The following is a 22,757-nucleotide window of genomic DNA, read 5'->3' as shown; positions in this document are numbered from 1 at the left end:
GGGGCAGGTTTACGGCCCAAGAAACCGTGTTTTGTGATTAAATAGGCACATTTTGAGTTTGGGAAAAATAGCAATGGCACAACCAGTTTTTAAGCGTGTTCTCCTCAAGTTATCCGGTGAAGCGCTGATGGGCGATGATGCTTACGGCATCAATCGTGAGACGGTGAATGCGATTGTCCAGCAAGTCAAAGAAATCGTCGATATGGGTGTGCAAGTCGGTATCGTGATCGGTGGCGGCAATATTTTCCGTGGTATCGCACCCGCAGCCGAAGGCATGGACCGCGCTACCGCTGATTACATGGGCATGCTGGCCACAGTCATGAATGCCATGGCCTTGCAGGACGCCATGAAACATGCCGGCGTGGCTGCGCGTGTGCAAAGTGCTTTGAACATTGAAGCCGTGGCTGAACCGTATATCCGTGGCAAGGCCATCCGTTACCTGGAAGAAGGTAAGGTGGTGATTTTTGGCGCCGGCACCGGCAACCCGTTCTTCACTACAGATACGGCTGCCGCTTTGCGTGGTGTGGAGATCGATGCCGAGATCGTATTAAAAGCCACCAAGGTGGATGGTATTTATACCGCCGACCCGAAAAAAGACCCTAGCGCGACACGTTATGACACAGTGTCATACGATGAAGCGATCAATAAAAACCTGAAAGTGATGGATGCCACGGCATTCACCTTATGCAGGGACCAGAAGATGCCGATTGCGGTATTCAGTATTTTCAAGGAAGGCGCCCTGAAAAGCGTGATTCTGGGCGAGAATGAAGGCACACGCGTCAGGGCTTAAAGCTCGAGGCATGTGCAAGTAGAGCGAGATTGGAGAACGAGCATGGTTGAAGAAATTAAAAAATCTGCTGAGCAGAAAATGCAAAAGTCACTGGAATCGTTAAGGACTGACCTGGCGAAAGTGCGTACCGGACGTGCGCATGCCGGCCTGTTAGACCATGTGATGGTGGAATACTATGGCTCCTATGTGGCAGTCAACCAGGTGGCCAACGTCAACCTGGGCGATGCACGTACCATCAACGTGCAGCCTTACGAGAAAAACATGATCGCCAAGGTTGAAAAAGCCATACGCGACAGTGACCTGGGACTGAATCCGGCTACCAATGGCGATCTGATCCGTGTGCCTATGCCTATGCTGACTGAAGAGCGCCGCAAGGACCTGACCAAGATCGTGCGCACCGAAGGCGAGGGCGCCAAAGTCGCCATCCGCAATGTGCGCCGCGATGCCAACGATGCCTTGAAAAAACTGGTCAAAGACAAAGCCATTTCGGAAGATGATGAGCACAGGGCACAGGACGAAGTGCAGAAAATGACCGATAAGGCAGTGGCTGAAGTCGATAAACTGTTACAGCAAAAAGAAACGGATCTGATGGCAGTGTAAGCTGCTATCAGGCTGGGCGTATATATTTTGGGTTTCTTTTCCAGTTCTACCAAGCAAGTCCCTGACACCGGTGAGCTGCCACAACATGTGGCAGTGATCATGGATGGTAACGGACGTTGGGCAAAAAAACGATTCTTGCCGCGTGTCGCCGGTCACCAGCGCGGCCTCGAGTCTGTCAGGCAACTGGTGAAAGCCTGCGTACGTCTTGATATCAAGTTTCTTACCCTGTTTGCTTTCAGTAGCGAGAACTGGCGCCGGCCTTCTGACGAAGTGACTTTCCTGATGGGCTTGTTCCTCGAAGCGCTGGAGCGCGAAGTCAGCAAGCTGCATGAAGCGAATATCATCCTCAAACTGATAGGGGACCGCAGCCTGTTCAACGAGCTGTTACAGCAAAAGATGCTGGAAGCCGAGCAGAAAACCGCAGCCAACACCGGTCTGACCCTGTCTATCGCCGTCAACTATGGTGGCCGCTGGGACGTAGTCAATGCGGTCAACGCGCTATTACAAGCCAACCCTGGGCAGGTCAGCGAGATCAGTGAGTCTGACCTGACACCTTATCTTTCTATGCCGTATGCGCCCGAGCCTGACCTGTTTATCCGCACCGGCGGTGAGACCCGCATCAGTAATTTCCTGTTATGGCAGCTTGCCTATACCGAACTCTACTTTACGCCTACCTTGTGGCCGGATTTTGATGATACGGCGTTCGAGCAGGCATTGCTTTCCTATCGTCAGCGCGAGCGTCGTTTCGGACGCACCAGTGAACAATTCAGCAGCGATAGCAGCGCCCCTTAAGCTATGTTGAAAACCAGAGTCATTACGGCATTTGTGTTGCTGGGGCTATTTCTCCCGGCCTTATTTTTTCTGCCCATGCTATGGTGGGCTGCGGCCATGCTGCTGCTGACGCTGGTGTGTTTGCATGAGTGGGCCGGATTTCTGCAGTTAAGCCCGCTACAGACGCGTGTTTACCTGGCCTTGTCTACCGTCACCGGCGTGGGCCTGCTGGTGTTGTTGCAGCAGTGGGGCTTTCACTGGTTTTTTTATCATGCGCTGCATGTGTTTATGGGCATGACTCTGTTCTGGCTGCTGGTGGTGCCGGTGGCGATGTTCTTTAACACCTTTTTTAAGCAGCAGGCAGTGAATCTGTTGCTGGGCTGGTTTCTGATGCTGTCGTTGTGGATGGCGCTGGTGACCGCGCAGGAAGTGAACCCATATGTGTTGCTGGTGATCATTTCCACTATCTGGCTGGCAGACAGTGCCGCTTATTTTTTCGGCAAGCAGTTCGGGCGCCACAAGCTGGCGCCAGCGATCAGCCCGGGTAAAACCTGGGAGGGCGTACTGGGTGCTTTGCTGGCAGTAGCAGTGTATGCTGTGACTTTGAAAGCCAGCGCAGCGGTAGCGACCTGGTGGATATTGCCCGGCTTATGGCTGATCACCATCGTCGGCATTTACGGCGATCTGTTTGAATCCTTTTTCAAGCGCCGCGCCAACCTCAAGGATAGCGGGCAGTTCCTGCCCGGGCATGGCGGATTGCTGGACCGTGTCGATGGCGTGATCCCGGCCCTGCCGGTCGGTTTGTGCCTGGTGTTCTGGTTTCATTACTGGCAACAGTCTTATTCATTTTAAAAGGCCACTTTGCAATACGTCACCATATTGGGCAGTACAGGTACCATAGGTCAGCAAACGCTGGATGTGATGTCACAGCATGCGGACCGTTATGCCGTGTTCGCCCTGACCGCACACCGCAATGTGGAAGCCATGTTGCAGCAATGTGTGCGTTACCAGCCACAGTATGCCGTGATGCAGGATGCAGAGGCTGCGCAAGCGCTGCGCCAGCGCTTGCTGGCAGAAGGTTGTAAGGTTGAGGTGCTTGCTGGCGTGCAAGGCCTGATCGAGGTCTCGGCGCATGCCAGCGTGCATGCGGTGATGGCTGCCATCGTCGGTGCTGCCGGGCTATTACCTGCGCTGGCCGCTGCTAAAGCCGGCAAGAAAATATTGCTCGCCAATAAAGAAACACTGGTGATGGCTGGCCAGCTGTTTATGGACGCCGTCAAGCAGGGTCAGGCGACGTTGCTGCCTATAGACAGCGAACACAATGCCATCTTTCAGGCCATGCCGCGCCAGGCCTATGCTGACCTGGCCGAGGTCGGTGTCAACCAGATCATTCTGACTGCCTCTGGCGGGCCGTTTCGCAGTTATAGCAAAGCGCAGCTGGCGCAAGTCACGCCCGCACTGGCGCTGCAACATCCCAACTGGGTGATGGGCGCTAAGATCACTGTCGATTCTTCTACCCTGATGAACAAGGGGCTGGAAGTGATAGAAGCACACTGGTTATTCAATGCCAGACCAGAGCAGATAGAAGTGGTGGTGCATCCGCAAAGCGTGATCCACTCCATGGTGTCATATGTCGATGGCAGCATACTGGCGCAACTGGGCAACCCGGATATGCGCACGCCTATCGCCTATGGGCTGGGATACCCGGAACGCATAGCCTCAGGCGTGAAACCGTTAAGCCTGGTCGAGATCGCCAAACTTGAATTCGAAGCACCTGATACTGACCGTTTCCCCTGTCTGCAACTCGCCTATGACGCACTGGAGGCAGGCGGCACCGCACCTGCCGTGCTCAACGCCGCCAATGAAGTCGCGGTGGCTGCTTTCCTGCGCGATGAGATCCATTACCTGGATATTCCGCGCCTGTTAGATCAAACGCTGCAGACGCTGCCGGTCGAAGCCGTGACTTCTATCGCTCAGTTGCTGGAAATCGATGCCAAAGCCCGCGCCTGTGTGCAGCAGGCCATGCGTAATCTCTCCGACGCGGATTACAAGGCGCTGGCGCTATGATGTCGGTATTGGCATTTATCGTCGCTATCGGCGTGCTGGTCACCATACACGAGTTCGGTCATTACCTTGCTGCACGCAGCTGTGGTGTCAGGGTGCTCAAGTTCTCTATCGGGTTTGGCAAGCCTATCCTGCAATACCAGCACTCGCCACAGTCTACATTATGGGTGTTATCCTGGATTCCGCTCGGTGGTTACGTGAAAATGCTGGATAGTCGCGAGACTGACGCGTCAGAGCCTGCCGAACAACAGCTTGCGGCCAGCGACTGGTCACGCGCTTTTGACCGGCAAAACGTCGCTGCCAAAATGTGGATAGTGTTTGCCGGGCCACTGGCTAATCTATTGCTGGCGTTCGTCTGTTACTGGGGCCTGATCGCGCAAGGCGAGGTCGGCCTGAAACCCTATATCGGGCCGGTAGAGTCCGGTTCGCTGGCAGCTCAGGCCAAGTTGCGTTCGGGTGACCTGCTGGTTTCGCTGGATGGCAAGCCCATAGGCACCTGGCAAGATGCCCAATGGCAACTGCTTGAAGCCTGGGTGGCACACAAGCCACTAAAGGTAGTGACGCGCACGCAACAAGGCGAGTCACATACGCACGTATTGCCGATGTCAAAATTGCCTGGCGAGCCTGAAGGCGATGTGTTGCAAAAAGTGGGTATTTCCATGCTGATGCCGGTGATCCCGGCTGTGGTGGGCGAGATACTGCCAGGCTCGGTGGCAGAAAAAAGTGGCTTGCAGGTCGGTGACCGTATACTGCGGGTGAATAATAAGCCGGTAGAAGACTGGCAACAGTTTGTGAAATGGGTCAGGGCCAACCCATCACAGCCACTCAAAGTGGAATATCAGCGCGGCAACGAAACCCTGCAGGTGAAATTGCTGCCCGAAGCAGTGGTAGAAGCCGGGCAAAAGATAGGCCGCCTGGGTGCTGGCGTGAATATGGATGCCGTGGACATGCAGCCCTACCGTGTAGAACGGCATTACTCGGTGGCCGAAGCCGCACTACGCGCAGTCCACAGGGTGCAGGAAAAAATCGTTTTCACATTGAAGATGATAGGCAAGATGCTGACCGGGCAGGCCTCATTAAAAGCCATCAGCGGCCCTGTCAGTATTGCAGATGCGGCGGGTGAAACAGCCGGTTTGGGTCTTAAACCGTATATAGGCTTTATCGCGCTGCTGAGTATCAGCATCGCAGTCATGAATCTGCTACCAATACCAGTATTGGATGGCGGGCATTTGTTGTATCATATGGCGGAATTGATTCGAGGAGAACCTTTGCCTGACAGGGTGCTGGAGATTGGTCAGCGCCTTGGTTTGGGGTTACTGGCTGCATTGATGTTTATTGCGTTTTTTAATGACATTAATCGCTACCTGGTAGGTTGAGAGCATAGTTAATGAGAATAAAGTCTAGTTCCAAGTTATTGTTGTGCCTGTTAACAGCAATCATCCATCTGAAAGCTCACGCGACAGAGCCGTTTGTCATCTCTGACATCCGCGTCGAAGGCTTGCAGCGTACCGAAGCCGGTACGGTGTTCAATTACCTGCCTATGCAGGTAGGCGATGTGATGAGCGACGAAAAGGCCGCACAAGCGATCAAATCCCTGTATTCCACCGGATTTTTCAAGGATATACGCATTGAAAATGACGGTGATGTACTGGTGGTCACCGTACAGGAACGACCTTCCATCTCGCAGATAGACTTTAGCGGTAACAAATCTTTCCCTACCGACAAGATGAAAGAAGGCCTCAAGCAGATCGGCATCGCCGAAGGCCAGATATTCGACAAGGCGCAACTTGACCGCGCCGAGCAGGAGATCAAGCGCCAGTACCTGTCACAAGGTAAATACAGCGCCGAAGTGAAAGCCGTTTCCAGCCCGCTGGAACGCAACCGCGTCTCTATCCGTTTTGAGATCACCGAAGGCCCGGCCGCCAAGATCCGCGATATCAATATCGTCGGTAATCACCTGTTCACCACTGAAGACCTGCGCGCCAACTTTTTGCTGACCACGCCTAACTGGATGAGCTGGTGGAACAAGGATGACCAGTATTCCAAACAGAAACTGACTGCTGACCTGGAAGCGCTGCGTTCGTTTTACATGAACCAGGGTTACCTGGAGTTCTCCATCGATTCCACCCAGGTATCGATCTCGCCGGACAAGCGTGACGTGTATATCAACGTCAACATCACTGAAGGCGAAAAATACAATATCAGCAAAACCAAGCTGGCCGGCGAGATGTTGCTGCCTGAAGAAGACTTGAAAAAACTGATCAATATCCAGGACGGCGATGTGTTCAACCGTCAAAAAGTCACCGATGCCAGCAAGAACATCAATGACAAGCTGGGTGAAGATGGCTATGCGTTTGCCAACGTCAACGCGGTGCCAGAGATCAACAAGCTTGAGCATACCGTCGCTTTCACCTTCTTTATCGACCCGGGCCGTAAAGTCTATGTGCGTCGTATCAATGTACAAGGCAACACCAGAACGCGTGACGCAGTGGTGCGTCGCGAGATGCGTCAGCTGGAATCCGCCTGGTATGCTGGCGATAAGATCAAGCGTTCCAAAGAACGTATCCAGCGCCTGAACTTCTTTGACAGTGTAGAGCTCGAGACCCCATCTGTACCAGGCATCAATGATCAGGTGGATATGACGGTGACCGTGGCTGAAAAAGCCACCGGTAGCGTGCAGTTCGGTGCCGGTCTGTCCAGTAGTGATGGTGTGGTGCTGGGCTTTAACGTCAACCAGCCTAACTTCCTCGGTACCGGTAACCGGGTGGCCCTGCAGGTGAACACCAGTAGCTACAACACCGTGTATTCATTGTCGTATACCGACCCTTATTTCACGCCGGATGGCATCAGCCGTGGCTTCGATGTCTACAGACGCGATGTGGATACCAGCAGAAGAAACTCTTCTACCCTGAACGTCGGTACTTACAATAGCCAGTCTTATGGTGTAGGTATGCGTTTCGGCATGCCTATGTCGGAAATGGATTTCCTCAGTGCCGGTGTCACCCTGGATATGACCAGCGTAGACCTGTCTGCTGACAGTCCTATCCAGTACCTGCGATTCTGCGAGAACAGCAGCGGTTGTAGCAGTAACTCCATCGTATTGAACGCAGGCTGGACCTTCGACTCCAGGGATAACATCCTGTTCCCGCGGCGTGGTGTGCTGCAACGCTTGTCAGGCGATGTCTCATTGCCAGGCCTGGACTTGCAATACTACAAAATGAGTTACCAGCACAGCTGGTTCAAAGACATGGGTAAAGACTTCACCCTGATGCTGAATGGTGAAGCCGGTTATGCCAAGAGTTATGGTGGCAAGAACTATCCGTTCTTCAAGAACTTCTATGCCGGTGGTGTCAACAGCGTGCGTGGTTTCCTGAACTCTTCACTGGGTCCGCGTGATGTTAACCCGATCTCGGGTTCGGATTTCGCCATCGGTGGTACTAAGCGTCTGGTGGGTAATATCGAATTATTCATGCCTGTGCCTTTTGTGTCGCAATCTAACCAGTTCAGGTTAAGCGCGTTTATCGACGGCGGTGGTGTGTTTGGCGAAAACGATTCCATCAACTCTGATTATCTGCGATTCTCAACCGGTGTCGGCGTGACCTGGGTCTCACCATTTGGCCCGTTGAAGCTGGTGCTGGCCAAGCCGCTGAAAGAAAAAGAGAACGACGATACGCAAACCTTACAATTCCAGTTTGGTCAGCAATTTTAATGGCGGACTGGCTTAAGTCGGCAACAATGCCCGGGCGGAAAGGAATCGCTGCATGAGAAATATCTTTGTATTGTGGCTAAGCCTGTTGCTATGGAGCGGCCAGGTCTGGTCGGCCGACTTCAAGGTGGGCTATGTGCAGGTAGACAAACTGCTGCAAGAAGCGCCACAAACTGTAGAAACCGGTAAAAAGCTGGAGAAAGAGTTCAGCCCGCGTTCGCTGGACCTGGAAAAACTGCAAAAGCAGATCCGCGACCTCGAAACCCAGCTCGATCATGAGCGTAGCAACGTCAATGAATCAGAACGCCGCGTCAAGGAACGTCAGCTGAACAATATGCGTCTGGAATTCCAGAGCAAACAGCGTGAATTGCGCGAAGATATCAACCTGCGCAAGAATGAAGAGCTGGCTGTGCTGCAAGAGCGTATCAATAAGGCAGTACAAACAGTGGCGGAGAGCGAAGGTTACGACCTGGTGGCTTACAGTGGCATTGCCTATGCCAGCAAACGTATCGATATCACTGATAAAGTCCTCAAGCTGCTGGGCAAGAAATAAACTTGCCATATCAAGCAGGAAAGCATTTTTAAGGTCAAATAAACCCATGGCGCAACTTTTTTCATTGCAGGATATTGCGGCGTCATTGGGTGGCGAAGTCAATATTGGGCTTTCTGACACCAGCCCCGCTAAAATACTGGTGTCACGCATGTCCTCGCTGGCCCATGCGCAAGCTGGCTCCATCAGTTTTTTCAATGACACCAAATACACGCAGTCACTGCAGTCTACGCAGGCAACTGCGGTTATCCTGCGTCCTGAGCATCAGCACCTGACAGGTTTGCCAACTATACTGACTGACAACCCGTATGCTTATTTTGCCAGGTTGTCTGCGCTGTTGAATCCGCCCAAGCAGTATACGCATCATGTGCATGCCAGTGCGGTGATAGGCTATGAGACCAAATTGCCGTCTGACCTGACCATAGATGCCATGGTTACCGTAGGTGACCGCGTGAAGCTGGGTAAAGGTGTGCGTATAGGCGCTGGCTGCGTGATCGAGGATGATGTGGTGATAGGCGCGAATACCATCCTCGAACCCAGGGTGGTGATCAAGCACGGCACCATCATAGGCCATGATTGCCATTTTTTTTCCGGGGCAGTGATAGGAAATGATGGCTTTGGCTATGCCGAAGAACAAGGCCAATGGGTTAAAATACCGCAAGTAGGGCGGGTGGTGATAGGCAATCATGTCGATATCGGTGCCAATACCACCATAGACCGCGGTGCTTTGGATGATACTGTGATCGAAGATGGTGTGAAGTTGGACAATTTGATACAGGTCGCCCATAATGTCCGCATTGGCGCGCATACCGTGATTGCAGGCTGTACAGGCATTGCCGGAAGCGCTGTGATAGGTCAGCATTGCAAGATAGGCGGGGCGGCGATGATACTGGGTCACCTGCAGATCGTCGATGGCGTGACGATATCACCGGGCTCCATGATCATGCGCTCCATCCAGCAAGCAGGCACTTATACTGCGCTGATGCCTTTCCAGAAACACGAAGACTGGTTGCGTACAGCTGCGAATATCCGCCATTTGGAACAAACCAACCTCAAGCTCAAGCAGCTTGAGCAAGCAATAAGTAGTATAAAAAAACATACAGAAGATTGAGAGAGTTTATGGCTGAGAATGCAATGAATAGCATGGATATTCATGAGATTTTAGAACACCTGCCGCATCGTTACCCGTTTGTATTAGTGGATCGTGTATTGTCTATGGAACTGGGTAAGGAAATTGTGGCGGTTAAAAACGTCTCAGTGAACGAGCCATACTTCCCTGGCCATTTCCCGTATCATCCGGTCATGCCAGGTGTGCTCATTGTCGAAGCCATGGCCCAGGCAGCCGCCTTGCTGTCGTTTAAAACAATGAATACCAAGCCGACCAATGACTCTGTGTATTATTTTGCCGGCATTGATAATGTACGTTTCAAGAAACCAGTCTCTCCGGGCGACCAGATCATCCTGCACGTCAAGATAGACCGTATCCTGAAAGGCATCTGGAAATACAACGCAGTCGCCAGAGTGGCTGACGAAGTGGTGGCTGAAGCCAGCATGATGTGTATTCTCAAAGCCATTGAAAAATAACCTCCTAGCTCCGTATTGCTGGCGGTATGCAGCACACAATTAAAGATGCAAAGCCTGATCCATCCTACTGCCATTATTGACCCCAAAGCCGAACTGGACAGTTCGGTAGAGGTGGGCCCTTTCACCACCATAGGCGCCGGTGTGCGTATTGATGCCGGCACTAAAGTCGGTTCACATGTGGTGATCGAAGGCCCGACCACCATAGGCAAACACAACGAGATCTTCCAGTTTTCTTCACTGGGCGCAAAACCGCAGGACAAAAAGTTCAAGGACGAGCCTACCCTGCTGGAGATAGGCGACCACAATACCATACGCGAATTCTGCACCTTTAACCGCGGCACCATACAGGATAAAGGCACCACCAAGATAGGCGACCATAACTGGATCATGGCCTATGTGCATATCGCGCATGATTGTATCGTCGGTAACCATACCATCATGGCCAATAACTCGTCGCTGGCCGGCCATGTGACCATATACGATTACGCCATCCTCGGTGGTTTCACCCTGGTGCACCAGTTCTGCCAGATCGGCGAGCATATCATCACCGCCGTCGGCTCCGTGGTATTCAAGGATATTCCGCCCTATGTCACCGCTGCCGGCTACGACGCGCAGCCGCATGGCATCAATGCCGAAGGCCTGAAACGCCGTGGCTACAGTGCCGAAGCCATACAGCAGATCAAGCGCGCCTATAAAGTGTTATACAGACAGGGCCTGTCATTTGAAGAGGCCAAAGTAGCACTGGCTGCGATGGAGCAGTCTTGCCCCGAGATTGGCCTGATGACCCGTTTTCTCGCGCAGACCACGCGCGGCATTGTGCGTTAATTCAAAAATATATGGCCAAGATTGCAATGGTGGCGGGCGAAGCTTCCGGTGACTTGCTGGGTTATCACCTGATCCAGGAGCTGAAGTCACTGCAGCCGGATATCGAGATCTTCGGTATCGCCGGCCCAAAAATGATGAGTCTGGGTGCGAAATCGCTATACCCGATAGAACGTCTTTCTGTGCGCGGCTATCTTGAGGTGCTCAGGCATCTGTGGGGCTTGCTTAAACTACGCAAAGAGTTACTCAAGCAGATCCTCAAACAAAAACCGGATGTGTTTATTGGCATTGATGCGCCTGATTTCAATTTCTGGCTAGAGAAAAAACTCAAGGCCAAAGGCATAGCCACTATCCATTACGTCAGCCCGTCTATCTGGGCCTGGCGCAAAAACCGTATCCACGCCATCAAGCGGGCGGTGTCGCATATCCTGGCGCTGTTTCCGTTTGAGCCTGCGCTATATCAACAGGTAGGCGTGCCTGTGACCTATATCGGTCACCCGTTGGCAGATGCACTGCCTATGGAACCGAACGTCGCGCAGATGCGCGAAAAACTCAAAATGAAAAAAAACAGCGTGGTGATCGCGCTGTTGCCTGGCAGCCGCCAGTCAGAAGTGATCTTTCATGCCGAGCTGATGCTGGAAAGCGCGATCTCGTTTGAGCGCCTGATGCGCGAGAATGGCAACACCGTGCAATTCCTGGTGCCACTGGTAACGCGGGAAACCCGCGATATCTTCCAGAATGCCTGGCATCAGCTGCTGACGCAAAAACCTGATGTGCACATCGATATGCAGATCATGTTCGGTCACGCGCATGAGGCCATGATCGCCGCCGATGCCATTGTGGTAGCCTCAGGCACCGCCACGTTGGAGGCCGCTTTGCTGAAGAAGCCTATGGTCATCACCTACAAGATGTCGAATATGAGCTGGCAGCTGCTCAAACGCATGCGGCTGCAACCCTATGTGGGCTTGCCCAATATTCTGGCTGGTGAGTTCATCGTGCCGGAGTTATTGCAAAAAGACGCTAACCCCGAGCAGATCGCACAGACCCTGTATAACCTGCTGGCAGATAAGACCGGCTTGAGCGAGTTGCGTGAGAAATACCGCACTATACACACCCAGCTCAAACAGAACAGTGCGCAGAAAGCCGCCGCTGTCATACAGCAGTTTTTACCTGCCGCATGAATGTACTGTGTGGCATAGATGAAGCGGGCAGGGGGCCATTAGCCGGCGCTGTGTTTGCAGCGGCGGTGATCCTCAACCCGGCACGGCCTATCGCCGGGCTGGCAGACTCGAAGAAACTCTCTGAAGCCAGGCGTGATGTACTGGCGCTTGAAATCAAAACACATGCCCTGGCCTGGGGTATCGCCAGCGTCAGCGCGCAGGAGATAGACGAGATCAATATACTGCAAGCCAGCATGCTGGCCATGCAGCGCGCCTATCTGGCCATGGTGGCCGATTTCGGCCTGCATGCCACGCTGATCCAGGTCGACGGTAATCGCTGCCCCAAGTTCGACCTGCCGTGCGAGGCTATCGTCAAAGGCGATAGCAAGGTCGCCGAGATCTCTGCCGCTTCTATCCTGGCCAAAACTGCCAGGGATGCCTCGTTGCTGGCGCTGGATAGTCAGTATCCGCAATACGGCTTTGCCCAGCACAAAGGCTACCCAACCGCCTTACACCTGCAACGGCTGGCCGAGCATGGCGTGACAGCCGAGCACCGCCTCAGTTACGCGCCAGTGAAAAAATTGCTGGCTTAAGCTGAATACTCAAGCTGAATATTAGGTTTAGCTGAATATAGGTTTAGCTGAATATTACCCAGCGCGCAGCAAACAAAAAAAACCGCTATCAGCTAGCGGTTTTTTTTTATTGTTGCCAGTCAAAAAACTACTCGATCAGTAATTCTGTCTTGCCGGCTTTGCCATTCATTTCCTCAGCGTCAGGCAGCGGGTCTTTCCTGGCGGTGATGGCAGGCCATACTTGCGACAGGCGCGCATTCAGCTCGATAAAATGCTGCTGGTCAGCTGGCACATCATCTTCTGAGAAGATGGCCTCAGCCGGGCACTCTGCCACACACAGGGTGCAGTCTATGCACTCATCCGGGTTAATGGCGAGAAAATTGGGGCCTTCAACAAAGCAGTCTACCGGGCAGACATCTACGCAGTCGGTATATTTGCACTGAATACAATTTTCGGTTACTACATATGTCATATTTTCAAATCCTTTGTGGCTACGTTACAGCCAGAATATTAGGTACTGCTAAAACGATATTTTATTGCAAATCAGTCTAAATGACGATGTGGCTTTTTGCCTGGTCTCAAACTATCATGCCAGCACCAACGGTATTGTTGGTGCTTTCGTCAATCACGATAAAAGCGCCGGTGGCACGGTTCTTATCGTAGCTATCCACCATTAACGGTTGCGCCAGTTTAAAGCTGACACGCGCGATATCATTCATCTTGAGGTCGGCAGTGGCCTGTTGTTCCAGGGTGTTCACATCGACCTTGTATTGAATGCTGCCTATCTTGGCTTTAGATTCGCGGCTGGTATGGCGTACGATGTAGGTGCGCGCAGTAGACAGCGGTGTTTCAGACAGCCAGCACACATGCGCTTCTATCTGCTTCACCGGCTCTATCGCTTCAGCCGTTTTCACTATCATATCGCCGCGCGAGGTATCGATCTCATCTTCGAGCAGCAGGGTGATACTTTGTTCCGTTTGTGCGCTTTGCAACTGCTGATTGCCCAATTGTATGGCTTTGACTTTGGACTGGTAGCCATTCGGCAACACTGTCACCGCATCACCCACGGCAATATCACCGGACTCTACACGGCCCATAAAGCCCCTGAAATCATGCAGTTCAGGATTGGCTGAGTCATGCGGACGGCAGACGAACTGCACCGGGAAACGGAATGCTTCAGCCTGCTCGCTATGTGCAGCCGGCACCGCTTCCAGTGTCTCCAGCAGGGTTTCGCCCTGGTACCAGTTCATATTGTCCAGACGGTCTACCAGCATATCGCCATTCAGGGCAGACATGGGCAGAAACTTGATGTCACGCGCCTGGGCCAGGCCTATCTCGCTGGCAAAGGCGATGTAGTCGGCCTTGATCTTCTCGTAAACGGCCTGGTCATAATTCACCAGGTCCATTTTGTTGACGGCAACCACGATATGCGGGATACCGACCAGATGCGCCAGATAGCTGTGGCGACGCGTTTGCGTCAATACGCCTCTGCGCGCATCGATCAGAATGATCGCCAGATTGGCGGTAGAAGCGGCAGTGACCATGTTGCGGGTATATTGCTCGTGGCCGGGCGCATCGGCAATGATGTATTTACGTGTGCCGGTGCTGAAATAGCGATAAGCCACGTCTATGGTGATGCCTTGTTCGCGCTCTGCCTGCAAACCGTCGGTCAGCAGTGACAGATCCACGGCTTCCATGCCGCGTTTGCTGGAAGTACGCTCAATATTGCTCAGCGTATCGGCCAATATGGTCTTGGTGTCGTACAGCAAACGGCCTATCAGGGTGCTTTTGCCATCATCCACGCTGCCGCAAGTCATAAAGCGCAGCAAAGAATCATTGTGTTCTATTGTCATAATTTTCACTTAATTAAAATGCTTGATAAATTCTTGGGGAACGTTCAGAGCAAGGCGCACGGCGCGGAAAAACCGGAATGTACATTCAGTACATGAGGATTTTGAGCACCGCGCAACGCCGCTATGGATGTTACCCATGGATTTATCTGCATTTTTAGAAATAACCTTCTTTTTTACGCTGCTCCATCGAAGCCTCGGAAGTCTGGTCGTCCAGACGGGTCGCGCCACGTTCGGTAATAGTGGTGGTCGCCGTTTCCAGTACGATCTTGCCCACGTCATCGGCGTCCGAGATCACCGGCGCGGTACAAGTGATATCACCCACGGTGCGGAAGCGCACCTGCATATTGATCACTTCTTCGCTGGCTTTAGGCTGATTGATCACGCTGCCATCCGCGAGCGGCACATTGACCGGGAAGATAGCGCCATGACGCATGACGATGTCGCGTTGATGCGCAAAGTAGATGCTGGGCAACTCAAGTTGTTCCCGCTCTATATATTGCCAGACATCCATTTCTGTCCAGTTCGAGATCGGGAAAGCGCGTATGTTTTCGCCTTTGTGCACGCGGGCGTTATACAGGTTCCACAATTCTGGGCGCTGGTTCTTCGGGTCCCATTGGCCGAACTCATCACGGAAACTCATGATGCGCTCTTTGGCGCGGGCTTTTTCTTCGTCCCTGCGTGCGCCGCCTATGCAGCAATCAAAACCGAATTCCTCTATCGCCTCGAGCAAGGTCACCGACTGGTGCTTGTTACGCGGTTCATCGGCTGATTTCAGCACCACGGTGCCGCGTTTCATCGAGTCTTCTACCGAACGCACGATCAGGCGCTCACCGAGCTCGGCAGCACGCTGGTCCCTGAAGTTGACCACTTCCAGATAGTTGTGGCCAGTATCAATATGCAATAGCGGGAAAGGGAAGCGGCCAGGGCGGAACGCTTTTTCAGCCAGGCGCAATATGCATAATGAGTCTTTACCGCCGGAAAACAGCAATACCGGGTTGGCGCATTGACCAGCGACTTCGCGCAAAATATGAATGGCTTCGGCTTCCAGCCAGTCGAGGTGAGACAAAGGTTGTTTTGTAGTCATTTCAATCTTCTATCAATCAGCGACAGATGCTTGCTAAATATGCAGCTGTCCTTACTTTTTAACATGCAGTCCGCATTCTTTACTGGTCGGGTCTTCCCACCACCAGCGGCCGGCACGTATATCTTCGCCCATGGCCACGGCGCGCGTACAAGGCGCGCAGCCTATGCTGGGGTAAAACTGGTCGTGCAGGGCGTTGTAGGGCACGCTGTACAAACGAATATAAGCCCAGACTTCTTTTTCTGTCCAATCACTTAAAGGATTGAATTTTTCCAGCTGGTTGCCGGCGTCGTATTCACGCACTGGCAGGTTGGAACGCGTGGTGGCCTGTTCCGCACGCATACCGGTGATCCAGGCCTGCTTGCCGGCCAATGCGCGCTGCAGTGGCTCCACTTTACGCATATGGCAGCAAGCTTTGCGCAGCTCTATGCTTTCATAGAATGCATTGATGCCCTGCGTACGCACATAGCTTTCAACCGCTTCGTGCTTGGGGAAAAACACCATGGGTTTGATCACATAGGTATTTTCCACGTCAGCCATCAGCGTGTAGGTTTCAGCAGGCAGGCGGCCAGTATCCAGTGAGAAGATCTCGATCGCGAGATTTTCTTTGGCGATGATATCAGTCAGCACCATGTCTTCTGCGCCATAGCTGTTGGCAAACGTGATCGCAGGAAACTCGGCTGCAGCAGACTTTAACAAGTCCAATAATTGCGCACGTTTAGCTTGTACGCTGGCAACCAGAGCGTCTGTTAATTCAGGGCTGGTAGCCGGGTTTGTAAACGCCGGCTTGAGCATGCTGACAGCACCACTCATGTGCGGTTGACTCTCCGCCACACAGGTACGTCATCTACCGCGCCCTGATATGGCTGGCTGAAATCATTCAGGCTGGCCACTGCTTCTTGTGCAGAACGGTCGGCACGGATCAGAAAGCTGTTAAAACCAGAACGTTTATGGAAAAACAGTTGGTCGCGTAATACGTCGCCTATGGCACGCAATTCGTTTTTATATGCAAAACGGGTGCGCAACCAGTTGCCCAATGTGAAAATACGGCCATCGGCAAAGCGTTCGACAAACACGGCAACCAGCGGCAGGCGGTTGATGTCAGCAAACTCGGCCTGCAAGGCTTCGGCGGTTTCATGGGTGGCCAGCACTATGCCTACCTCGCCAGCGTCAAAGCGCGCTTGCAACTCGGCTTTACGTGCCTGCCAGATGGTCAGTGGCAGCAGCACTTTGCCGCTGGCCGGGATCTGCGTCTCTGCGATCTGCTCAGGGGTGAAGGTGGCTTCGCCGGTCAGTTTGAACAGCACCACTTTACCGGCCTGTTTACGCACCGATTCTTCAGCCGGGGCAGGCGGGATCACGCGCGTCCATTCGTCCTGCACGATCTCGGCGACGCCTTGGGCATTCAGGCGGATCAGGTTACTCATGCCGTGGCTCCTTTTTTCTGGTCGGCGTAGACATGCGCTTTGAACGGGGCGATGCCCAGGCGGCGCGCGGTATCGATAAAACGCTCATCTTCATGACGTTCGCGGATATACACTTCTATCAGTTTCTGCACCACGCCAGGCATTTCTTCGGCGGAGAAAGAAGGGCCGATCACGCTGCCTATGCTGGCATCGTTACCTTGTTTGCCACCTATGGTGACCTGGTACCACTCCGAACCGTCTTTATCCACACCGAGTACGCCGATATGGCCCACGTGGTGATGGCCGCAGGCGTTCATGCAACCGGAGATATTCAATTCGATGTCACCTATCTCGTACAGGTAATCAAGGTCATCGAATTGCAGCTGTATCGCTTCTGCGATCGGGATGGATTTGGCATTGGCCAGGCTGCAGAAATCGCCGCCAGGGCAGCAGATGATATCGGTCAGCAAGCCTATGTTAGGCGTTGCCAGGCCAGCTGCGCGTGCTTTTTCCCACACCGCAAACAGGTCTGAAAGTTTGACATCAGCCAAAATCAGGTTTTGCTCATGCGAAGAACGCAGTTCCCCAAAGCTGTAGGCATCGGCCAGATCGGCCACTACATGCATCTGCTCACTGGTGATATCGCCAGGCGCTTTGCCATGCGGTTTCAATGACAAAGTCACTGCACGGTAGCCAGGCACACGGTGCGCTTGCACATTGCGTTTCACCCAGGCAGCAAAGGCCGGGTTGCAGGCGATAGCGGCGTCGAATGAAGCGTCGTTCGCCGGCAATGTCTCGTAAGGCATAGGCTCGAAATGTTTGGCCACGCGGTCAAGCTCGTTTTGTGTGATGGTGAGTGGGCCATCTTTTAAATGCGCCCATTCTTCTTCTACCTGGCGCTTGAATTCTTCTATGCCCAGTGCTTTGGCCAGGATCTTGATACGCGCTTTATAGGCATTATCACGGCGGCCATGCACATTATAGACACGGATGATGGCTTCGCAGTAAGAAAGGATATGGCGCCATTCCAGGTGCTCGCGTATGACCATGCCCAGGATAGGCGTGCGGCCCAGGCCACCGCCGACCCAGACTTTGATCGCCATCTCATTGTTGCTGTCTTTGTAGAATTCCAGGCCGATATCGTGCGCCTGCACGATCGCCCTGTCCTGGGTAGTGCCAGAAACTGCGATCTTGAATTTACGCGGCAACAGGGCGAATTCAGGGTGGAAAGTGCTCCATTGACGCATGATTTCGGCGATGGCGCGCGGATCTATGATCTCGTCCGGTGCGATACCTGCGAACTGGTCGGTGGTGATATTGCGTATGCAATTGCCTGAAGTCTGGATGGCGTGCATCTCGACCGTGGCAAGTTCAGCCAGGATATCCGGAGTATCTTCCAGCTTGGGCCAGTTCAATTGCAGGTTCTGGCGGGTGCTGAAATGGCCGTAACCACGGTCATACTTTTTAGTGATATCCGCCAGCTTGCGCAGCTGTCTGCTGGCTAGCAGGCCATAAGGGATGGCGATGCGCAGCATAGGTGCATGGCGCTGGATATACAGGCCATTTTGCAAACGTAGCGGGCGGTATTCTTCATCTGAAAGCTCGCCAGCGATATAGCGGCGGGTCTGGTCGCGGTATTGCGCAACACGTTCATTGACAATCTGTTGGTCTATAGGGTCGTATTTGTACATGCTTAAATCACTTTTTCGCCATATGCGAAGAGGCAGTATTTTAATGGAAAACCAGCTTAAAGCCTACATAAATCAATATCATAGCCAGTACAATACGCACCCAGTGCTCGGCAACCCTTGAACTCAGGTGGCTGCCAAGGTAGATGCCGGGGATAGAACCTATCAATAATGTACCCAGCAAGGTGTAGTCTATGGTGCCCAGAGAGGCATGACCTGCACCTGCCACCAGCGTCAATGGCACCGCATGCGCGATATCACTGCCGACTATGGTGGTGATCTTTTCTTTAGGGTAGAGCATGATGAGCGCGGTTACGCCCAATGCGCCGGCACCTACTGAAGTGAGTGTCACCAGGCCGCCCAGTATGATGCCGAGTATGACGGTAGCCAGGGGGACATGGCGTTCAGGCACCCACTCTCCATTTGAAACTAAAGAATGCAGCCTGTTGCGCAGCAATACGGCGATAGAGGTGACAATCAGGGCAATGCCTAACCAGAACTTGATGGTTGAAACGACATTGTCAGATTGCAGATCTGTATTGTGCAACACCCATAACGTGACCACTGAGGCGGGTACGCTACCGATGGCCAGGCGCTTGACGATCACCCAGTCTATGTTCCCTAGCTTGCCATGTGCAAAAATACCAACGGATTTGGTGACAGATGCATACAGCAGGTCTGTGCCTACCGCCACTGCCGGTTTGATGTTATAAATCAGCAGCAGGATAGGGGTCATTAACGAGCCGCCACCTACGCCGGTGAGGCCCACCAGAAAGCCGACCACAAAGCCTGCCAGTATGTATCCGAATTCCATGAGGAGTATCTTCTTAAACTTTAGTGCGCGAAATGTACCAGATTTTTAATTATTGATTTAATAACCAGTTGTTCTATGATATAGCATTTGCTTATATTGAGTCGGTGATGAAATTCCATCAATTACGCTATGTACACGAGGTCGTCCGCCAACAGCTGAACATTTCTTCAGCCTCAGAAGTCCTGCATACTTCGCAGCCCGGGGTCAGCAAACAGATCCAGCTGCTGGAGGAAGAACTGGGCTTGCAGATATTCCAGCGTAATGGCAAACGCCTGATAGGCGTGACCGAACCTGGTCGCAAGATCGTTGACCTGGCCGCACGCGTGATCCTGGATATGCAGAACATCAAGCGCGTCGGCGATGAATACAGCCAGGAAGACAGTGGCGAACTCACCATCGCCACCACCCACACGCAGGCACGTTACCGCCTGCCTTCGGCGGTCAAGCAATTCATGGCGCAATATCCAAATGTCAAACTGGCCATACACCAGGGCAACCCGGCGCAAGTGACCGAACATGTGGCTTCGGGTGAGGCAGATATAGGCATTGCCACTGAGAATATCAGTGATGACGAGCGCTTGTCCTGCCTGTCATGCTATGAGTGGAACCGCTGCCTGGTGGTGCCGCCACAACACCCGCTGCTGCAAAAGTCGCGGCTGACGCTCAAAGATCTGGCCGATTACCCGCTGATCACCTATGACTTTGCTTTTACCGGCGGCACGCTGGTCTCAAAAGTGTTTCACGACGCCGGCCTGCAACCTAACGTGGTGTTTACCGCGATCGATGCCGACGTGATCAAAACTTATGTCAACCTTGGCCTGGGCATAGGCCTGATCGCCAATATGGCCTATGATGAAACGCGTGACGCGCCGCTCAAAAGCCTGGATTGCAGCCACTTGTTCCCCAATAGCACTACGTTCTTAGGGGTCAGGCGCGATGCTTTCTTGCGTGACTATATGCTGAACTTTATCACCATGCTGTCGCCGCAATATGACAAGCGCACTGTGCAACGCGCATTTCATCAGGACCTTTGATTAAAACCTGACTGATGTAGATCTGCAGGCTTGTAACCACAGTCACCGATCAGCCGCTGCCTTGCTGCTGTAATAAGGTGGATATAGCGAATAAAGGATTTCTATGCGTCATCGTCTGGCTTTGCTGTGCTTGATATTGCCGCTAGGCTTGCAGGCAGCGCCACCGGCTAATCAGCCCCATCTGCGCGTGATCGGGCATGGCATGCCCGATGTAGACCTGGATAACGCGATCTATGAAGTACCGGTTGCCGCCAATGTCAGCTACCAGGATCTGGTCGACAGCCTGAAGTCACTTTCTGAAGGCATGAATTTTGTCAGCCCGGCCAGTTTCCCCATCGGTGAGCATATGAAACTGCGCGGGCAGGACCCACAAGGCATCAAGGAGGTGCGTACATTCTGCAACCTGAGCATGGGCACGGAGATCATTCTCGATCACCCAGAGTTTCTGGTGTTTGCACCTTGCCGGGTAGCCATTTATGAAAAGCCGGATGCGCAAGGCAAACGGCATCTGTATCTGGGGCTGGACCGGCCTACCCATGATTTGAAAAATATAAAGAACCCCACGCCCAGGGCGCAGGCTTCTGCGCAGCAACTGGAAGATGCCCTGATAGGCTTGCTGGAAAAAGCCAGACGCGGCGACTTTTAACCCTGTTCGCGATCTGAGCCAGCGTCCACAACATATCGATTTAGGCTGACTGCCTTCCACTTTTCAGGCCCATCACCTATACTCGAAACAACCTGATTACTTATCCGAGTAGCTAACATGATACAACCCATGCTCATCGCCAAAAATAATGAAACCGACAGCGTGATGCTGCCAAGAATGGCTAACCGCCATGGCCTGATCGCCGGTGCCACCGGCACAGGCAAGACCGTGACCCTGCAAAGCCTGGCCGAACAGTTTTCACGCATAGGCGTGCCGGTGTTTATGGCCGACGTCAAAGGCGATCTTTCCGGCATGAGCCAGATTGGCGGCGGTAATGCCAAAGTCGAAGCGCGCGTGCAGCAGCTGGCATTGAGCGCATATAGTAATAAAGCATACCCGACCATGTTCTGGGATATGTTTGGCGAAAAAGGCCATCCGGTTCGCACCACCCTGAGTGAGATGGGGCCGTTGCTGCTGTCGCGCATGCTCAACCTGAATGAAGTGCAAAGCGGGGTGCTGAATGCGATCTTCAAGGTGGCAGATGACAATGGCATGCTGTTGCTCGACCTTAAAGACCTGCGCGCCATGGCGCAGCATTGCGCTGAAAATGCAGCCAGCTACCAGACACAATACGGCAATATCTCTACCGCCAGCGTGGGCGCTATCCAGCGTGCCTTATTGCAACTTGAAACCGAAGGCGGCGACGCCTTGTTTGGCGAGCCGGCGCTCAACCTCGAAGACATGATGCAGACGGACGCCAAAGGCCTGGGCTATATCAATATCCTGGCGGCAGACAAACTGCTGAATGCGCCACGTGTATATGCCACTTTATTGCTGTGGCTGTTGTCCGAACTATTTGAAAAGCTGCCGGAAGTGGGTGACCTGGAAAAACCCAAACTGGTGTTTTTCTTTGATGAAGCGCACCTGTTATTCAATGATGCGCCTGCCATGCTGATGCAGAAGATAGAGCAAGTGGTGCGCCTGGTGCGTTCCAAGGGCGTAGGGATTTATTTTGTATCACAAAACCCGCTGGATATCCCGGATGTGGTGCTGGGGCAACTGGGTAACCGCGTGCAGCATGCCTTGCGTGCCTTCACGCCGCGCGACCAGAAAGCAGTGCAGGTCGCAGCGCAGACCTTCAGGGCTAACCCTAAACTGAATGTGGCGACCGTGATCACCGAGCTGGGCGTAGGCGAAGCGCTGGTGTCGTTTCTGGATGAGAAGGGCGCACCTACCCCGGTGGAGCGCACCTTTATCTGTCCGCCGGAAAGCCGTGTCGGCCCGGCAAGCGATGCCGAGCGCCAGCAGGTCATGCAGCAATCGCTGGTGGCCGGTGTCTATGACAAACTGGTGGACAGAGAATCAGCTTACGAGATCCTCAAACAGCGGGCTGAGCAGGCGGCTAGCGCAACTCAGGAAAAAACCGCGCAGGAACAGGAATCTTCTTCCGGTTTCGATCTGGGCGGCATACTCACTGGCAAAACCGGCCGTTCGGATTCTGTGCTCGAATCTGCTGCTAAATCGGCAGCACGCGCCATAGGTTCACAGCTTGGTCGCGCCATTATCCGCGGCGTGCTCGGCTCTATACTCGGCGGCAGCAAGTCTAAGCGCTGAAA

23 protein-coding genes are annotated in these 22,757 nt (G+C 53.2%); 16 read left to right on the top strand and 7 right to left on the bottom strand.

The features are described 5' to 3' along the window. The first annotated feature begins 73 nt into the window (after positions 1–73). Genes pyrH through rnhB form a run of 13 tightly spaced genes read left to right on the top strand, consistent with a single transcriptional unit; the run spans position 74 to position 12,640 of the window. Positions 74–790 carry a UMP kinase gene (gene pyrH, locus ACFQ1Z_RS05680; RefSeq protein WP_379056276.1) on the top strand — a complete coding sequence of 239 codons (717 nt, stop codon included), beginning with the start codon at positions 74–76 and terminating at the stop codon, positions 788–790. A 42-nt stretch (positions 791–832) separates the two neighbouring features. Beyond that, positions 833–1,390, top strand: a complete 558-nt coding sequence (frr, locus tag ACFQ1Z_RS05675) for a ribosome recycling factor (RefSeq protein ID WP_379056275.1) — start codon at positions 833–835, stop codon at positions 1,388–1,390. Positions 1,391–1,417: 27 nt separating this feature from the next. Next, positions 1,418–2,182: a polyprenyl diphosphate synthase gene (gene uppS / locus ACFQ1Z_RS05670; protein WP_379056274.1), complete on the top strand. Its 765-nt coding sequence runs from the start codon at positions 1,418–1,420 to the stop codon at positions 2,180–2,182. Positions 2,183–2,185: 3 nt separating this feature from the next. After that, complete coding sequence (locus ACFQ1Z_RS05665; protein ID WP_379056273.1) at positions 2,186–3,013, top strand: phosphatidate cytidylyltransferase; 828 nt, start codon at positions 2,186–2,188, stop codon at positions 3,011–3,013. A 9-nt stretch (positions 3,014–3,022) separates the two neighbouring features. Further along, entirely contained in the window at positions 3,023–4,228 is a 1,206-nt protein-coding gene (gene ispC, locus ACFQ1Z_RS05660; protein ID WP_379056272.1) for a 1-deoxy-D-xylulose-5-phosphate reductoisomerase, read from the top strand. Next, positions 4,225–5,601 carry an RIP metalloprotease RseP gene (rseP, locus tag ACFQ1Z_RS05655; protein WP_379056271.1) on the top strand — a complete coding sequence of 459 codons (1,377 nt, stop codon included), beginning with the start codon at positions 4,225–4,227 and terminating at the stop codon, positions 5,599–5,601. Before ispC ends, rseP begins: the two co-directional genes overlap by 4 nt. Positions 5,602–5,612: 11 nt before the next feature. After that, positions 5,613–7,934 carry an outer membrane protein assembly factor BamA gene (gene bamA / locus ACFQ1Z_RS05650; protein WP_379056270.1) on the top strand — a complete coding sequence of 774 codons (2,322 nt, stop codon included), beginning with the start codon at positions 5,613–5,615 and terminating at the stop codon, positions 7,932–7,934. 52 nt (positions 7,935–7,986) lie between these two features. Further along, entirely contained in the window at positions 7,987–8,484 is a 498-nt protein-coding gene (locus ACFQ1Z_RS05645) for an OmpH family outer membrane protein (protein WP_379056269.1), read from the top strand. Between the two features lie 46 nt (positions 8,485–8,530). Further along, a complete protein-coding gene (gene lpxD, locus ACFQ1Z_RS05640) occupies positions 8,531–9,592 on the top strand; it encodes a UDP-3-O-(3-hydroxymyristoyl)glucosamine N-acyltransferase (RefSeq protein WP_379056267.1) in 1,062 nt (353 codons plus the stop codon). 8 nt (positions 9,593–9,600) lie between these two features. After that, positions 9,601–10,065, top strand: a complete 465-nt coding sequence (gene fabZ / locus ACFQ1Z_RS05635; RefSeq protein WP_379056265.1) for a 3-hydroxyacyl-ACP dehydratase FabZ — start codon at positions 9,601–9,603, stop codon at positions 10,063–10,065. 45 nt (positions 10,066–10,110) lie between these two features. After that, positions 10,111–10,890, top strand: a complete 780-nt coding sequence (gene lpxA, locus ACFQ1Z_RS05630; protein WP_379056263.1) for an acyl-ACP--UDP-N-acetylglucosamine O-acyltransferase — start codon at positions 10,111–10,113, stop codon at positions 10,888–10,890. Positions 10,891–10,901: 11 nt separating this feature from the next. Next, complete coding sequence (gene lpxB / locus ACFQ1Z_RS05625) at positions 10,902–12,068, top strand: lipid-A-disaccharide synthase (RefSeq protein ID WP_379056262.1); 1,167 nt, start codon at positions 10,902–10,904, stop codon at positions 12,066–12,068. Further along, positions 12,065–12,640, top strand: a complete 576-nt coding sequence (rnhB, locus tag ACFQ1Z_RS05620) for a ribonuclease HII (protein ID WP_379056261.1) — start codon at positions 12,065–12,067, stop codon at positions 12,638–12,640. Before lpxB ends, rnhB begins: the two co-directional genes overlap by 4 nt. 127 nt (positions 12,641–12,767) lie before the next feature. Here the strand turns inward: rnhB and fdxA are convergent, their stop codons facing one another. From fdxA to ACFQ1Z_RS05585, 7 genes are all read right to left on the bottom strand, one after another. After that, on the bottom strand, positions 12,768–13,091 hold the full coding sequence (gene fdxA, locus ACFQ1Z_RS05615) for a ferredoxin FdxA (RefSeq protein ID WP_379056259.1): 324 nt from the start codon (positions 13,089–13,091) through the stop codon (positions 12,768–12,770). A gap of 106 nt (positions 13,092–13,197) precedes the next feature. Further along, on the bottom strand, positions 13,198–14,472 hold the full coding sequence (gene cysN / locus ACFQ1Z_RS05610) for a sulfate adenylyltransferase subunit CysN (protein WP_379056258.1): 1,275 nt from the start codon (positions 14,470–14,472) through the stop codon (positions 13,198–13,200). A gap of 154 nt (positions 14,473–14,626) precedes the next feature. Then, complete coding sequence (gene cysD, locus ACFQ1Z_RS05605) at positions 14,627–15,556, bottom strand: sulfate adenylyltransferase subunit CysD (protein WP_379056257.1); 930 nt, start codon at positions 15,554–15,556, stop codon at positions 14,627–14,629. 51 nt (positions 15,557–15,607) lie between these two features. After that, positions 15,608–16,366, bottom strand: a complete 759-nt coding sequence (locus ACFQ1Z_RS05600) for a phosphoadenylyl-sulfate reductase (protein WP_379056255.1) — start codon at positions 16,364–16,366, stop codon at positions 15,608–15,610. After that, entirely contained in the window at positions 16,363–16,980 is a 618-nt protein-coding gene (locus ACFQ1Z_RS05595; protein ID WP_379056253.1) for a DUF934 domain-containing protein, read from the bottom strand. Before ACFQ1Z_RS05595 ends, ACFQ1Z_RS05600 begins: the two co-directional genes overlap by 4 nt. Continuing rightward, the gene (locus ACFQ1Z_RS05590; RefSeq protein WP_379056251.1) at positions 16,977–18,650 is read right to left on the bottom strand and encodes a nitrite/sulfite reductase; all 1,674 of its coding nucleotides are present in this window, start codon (positions 18,648–18,650) and stop codon (positions 16,977–16,979) included. The genes ACFQ1Z_RS05595 and ACFQ1Z_RS05590 overlap by 4 nt, the downstream gene beginning before the upstream one ends. A 40-nt stretch (positions 18,651–18,690) precedes the next feature. Next, the gene (locus ACFQ1Z_RS05585) at positions 18,691–19,461 is read right to left on the bottom strand and encodes a sulfite exporter TauE/SafE family protein (RefSeq protein ID WP_379056249.1); all 771 of its coding nucleotides are present in this window, start codon (positions 19,459–19,461) and stop codon (positions 18,691–18,693) included. Between the two features lie 107 nt (positions 19,462–19,568). Here ACFQ1Z_RS05585 and ACFQ1Z_RS05580 point away from each other — a divergent pair, with 107 nt between their 5' ends. The 3 genes from ACFQ1Z_RS05580 to ACFQ1Z_RS05570 all read left to right on the top strand — a co-directional run bounded on the left by ACFQ1Z_RS05580 (position 19,569) and on the right by ACFQ1Z_RS05570 (position 22,755). Continuing rightward, the gene (locus ACFQ1Z_RS05580) at positions 19,569–20,495 is read left to right on the top strand and encodes a CysB family HTH-type transcriptional regulator (protein ID WP_379056247.1); all 927 of its coding nucleotides are present in this window, start codon (positions 19,569–19,571) and stop codon (positions 20,493–20,495) included. Positions 20,496–20,598: 103 nt separating this feature from the next. Then, the gene (locus ACFQ1Z_RS05575; RefSeq protein WP_379056246.1) at positions 20,599–21,141 is read left to right on the top strand and encodes a DUF302 domain-containing protein; all 543 of its coding nucleotides are present in this window, start codon (positions 20,599–20,601) and stop codon (positions 21,139–21,141) included. A 117-nt stretch (positions 21,142–21,258) separates the two neighbouring features. Further along, complete coding sequence (locus ACFQ1Z_RS05570; protein WP_379056244.1) at positions 21,259–22,755, top strand: helicase HerA-like domain-containing protein; 1,497 nt, start codon at positions 21,259–21,261, stop codon at positions 22,753–22,755. The last annotated feature ends 2 nt before the right edge of the window (positions 22,756–22,757 follow it).

It is taken from the genome of Methylophilus luteus (assembly GCF_042676265.1).
GTDB lineage: Bacteria > Pseudomonadota > Gammaproteobacteria > Burkholderiales > Methylophilaceae > Methylophilus > Methylophilus luteus.
This window is presented reverse-complemented; position numbering and strand designations above follow the sequence as displayed.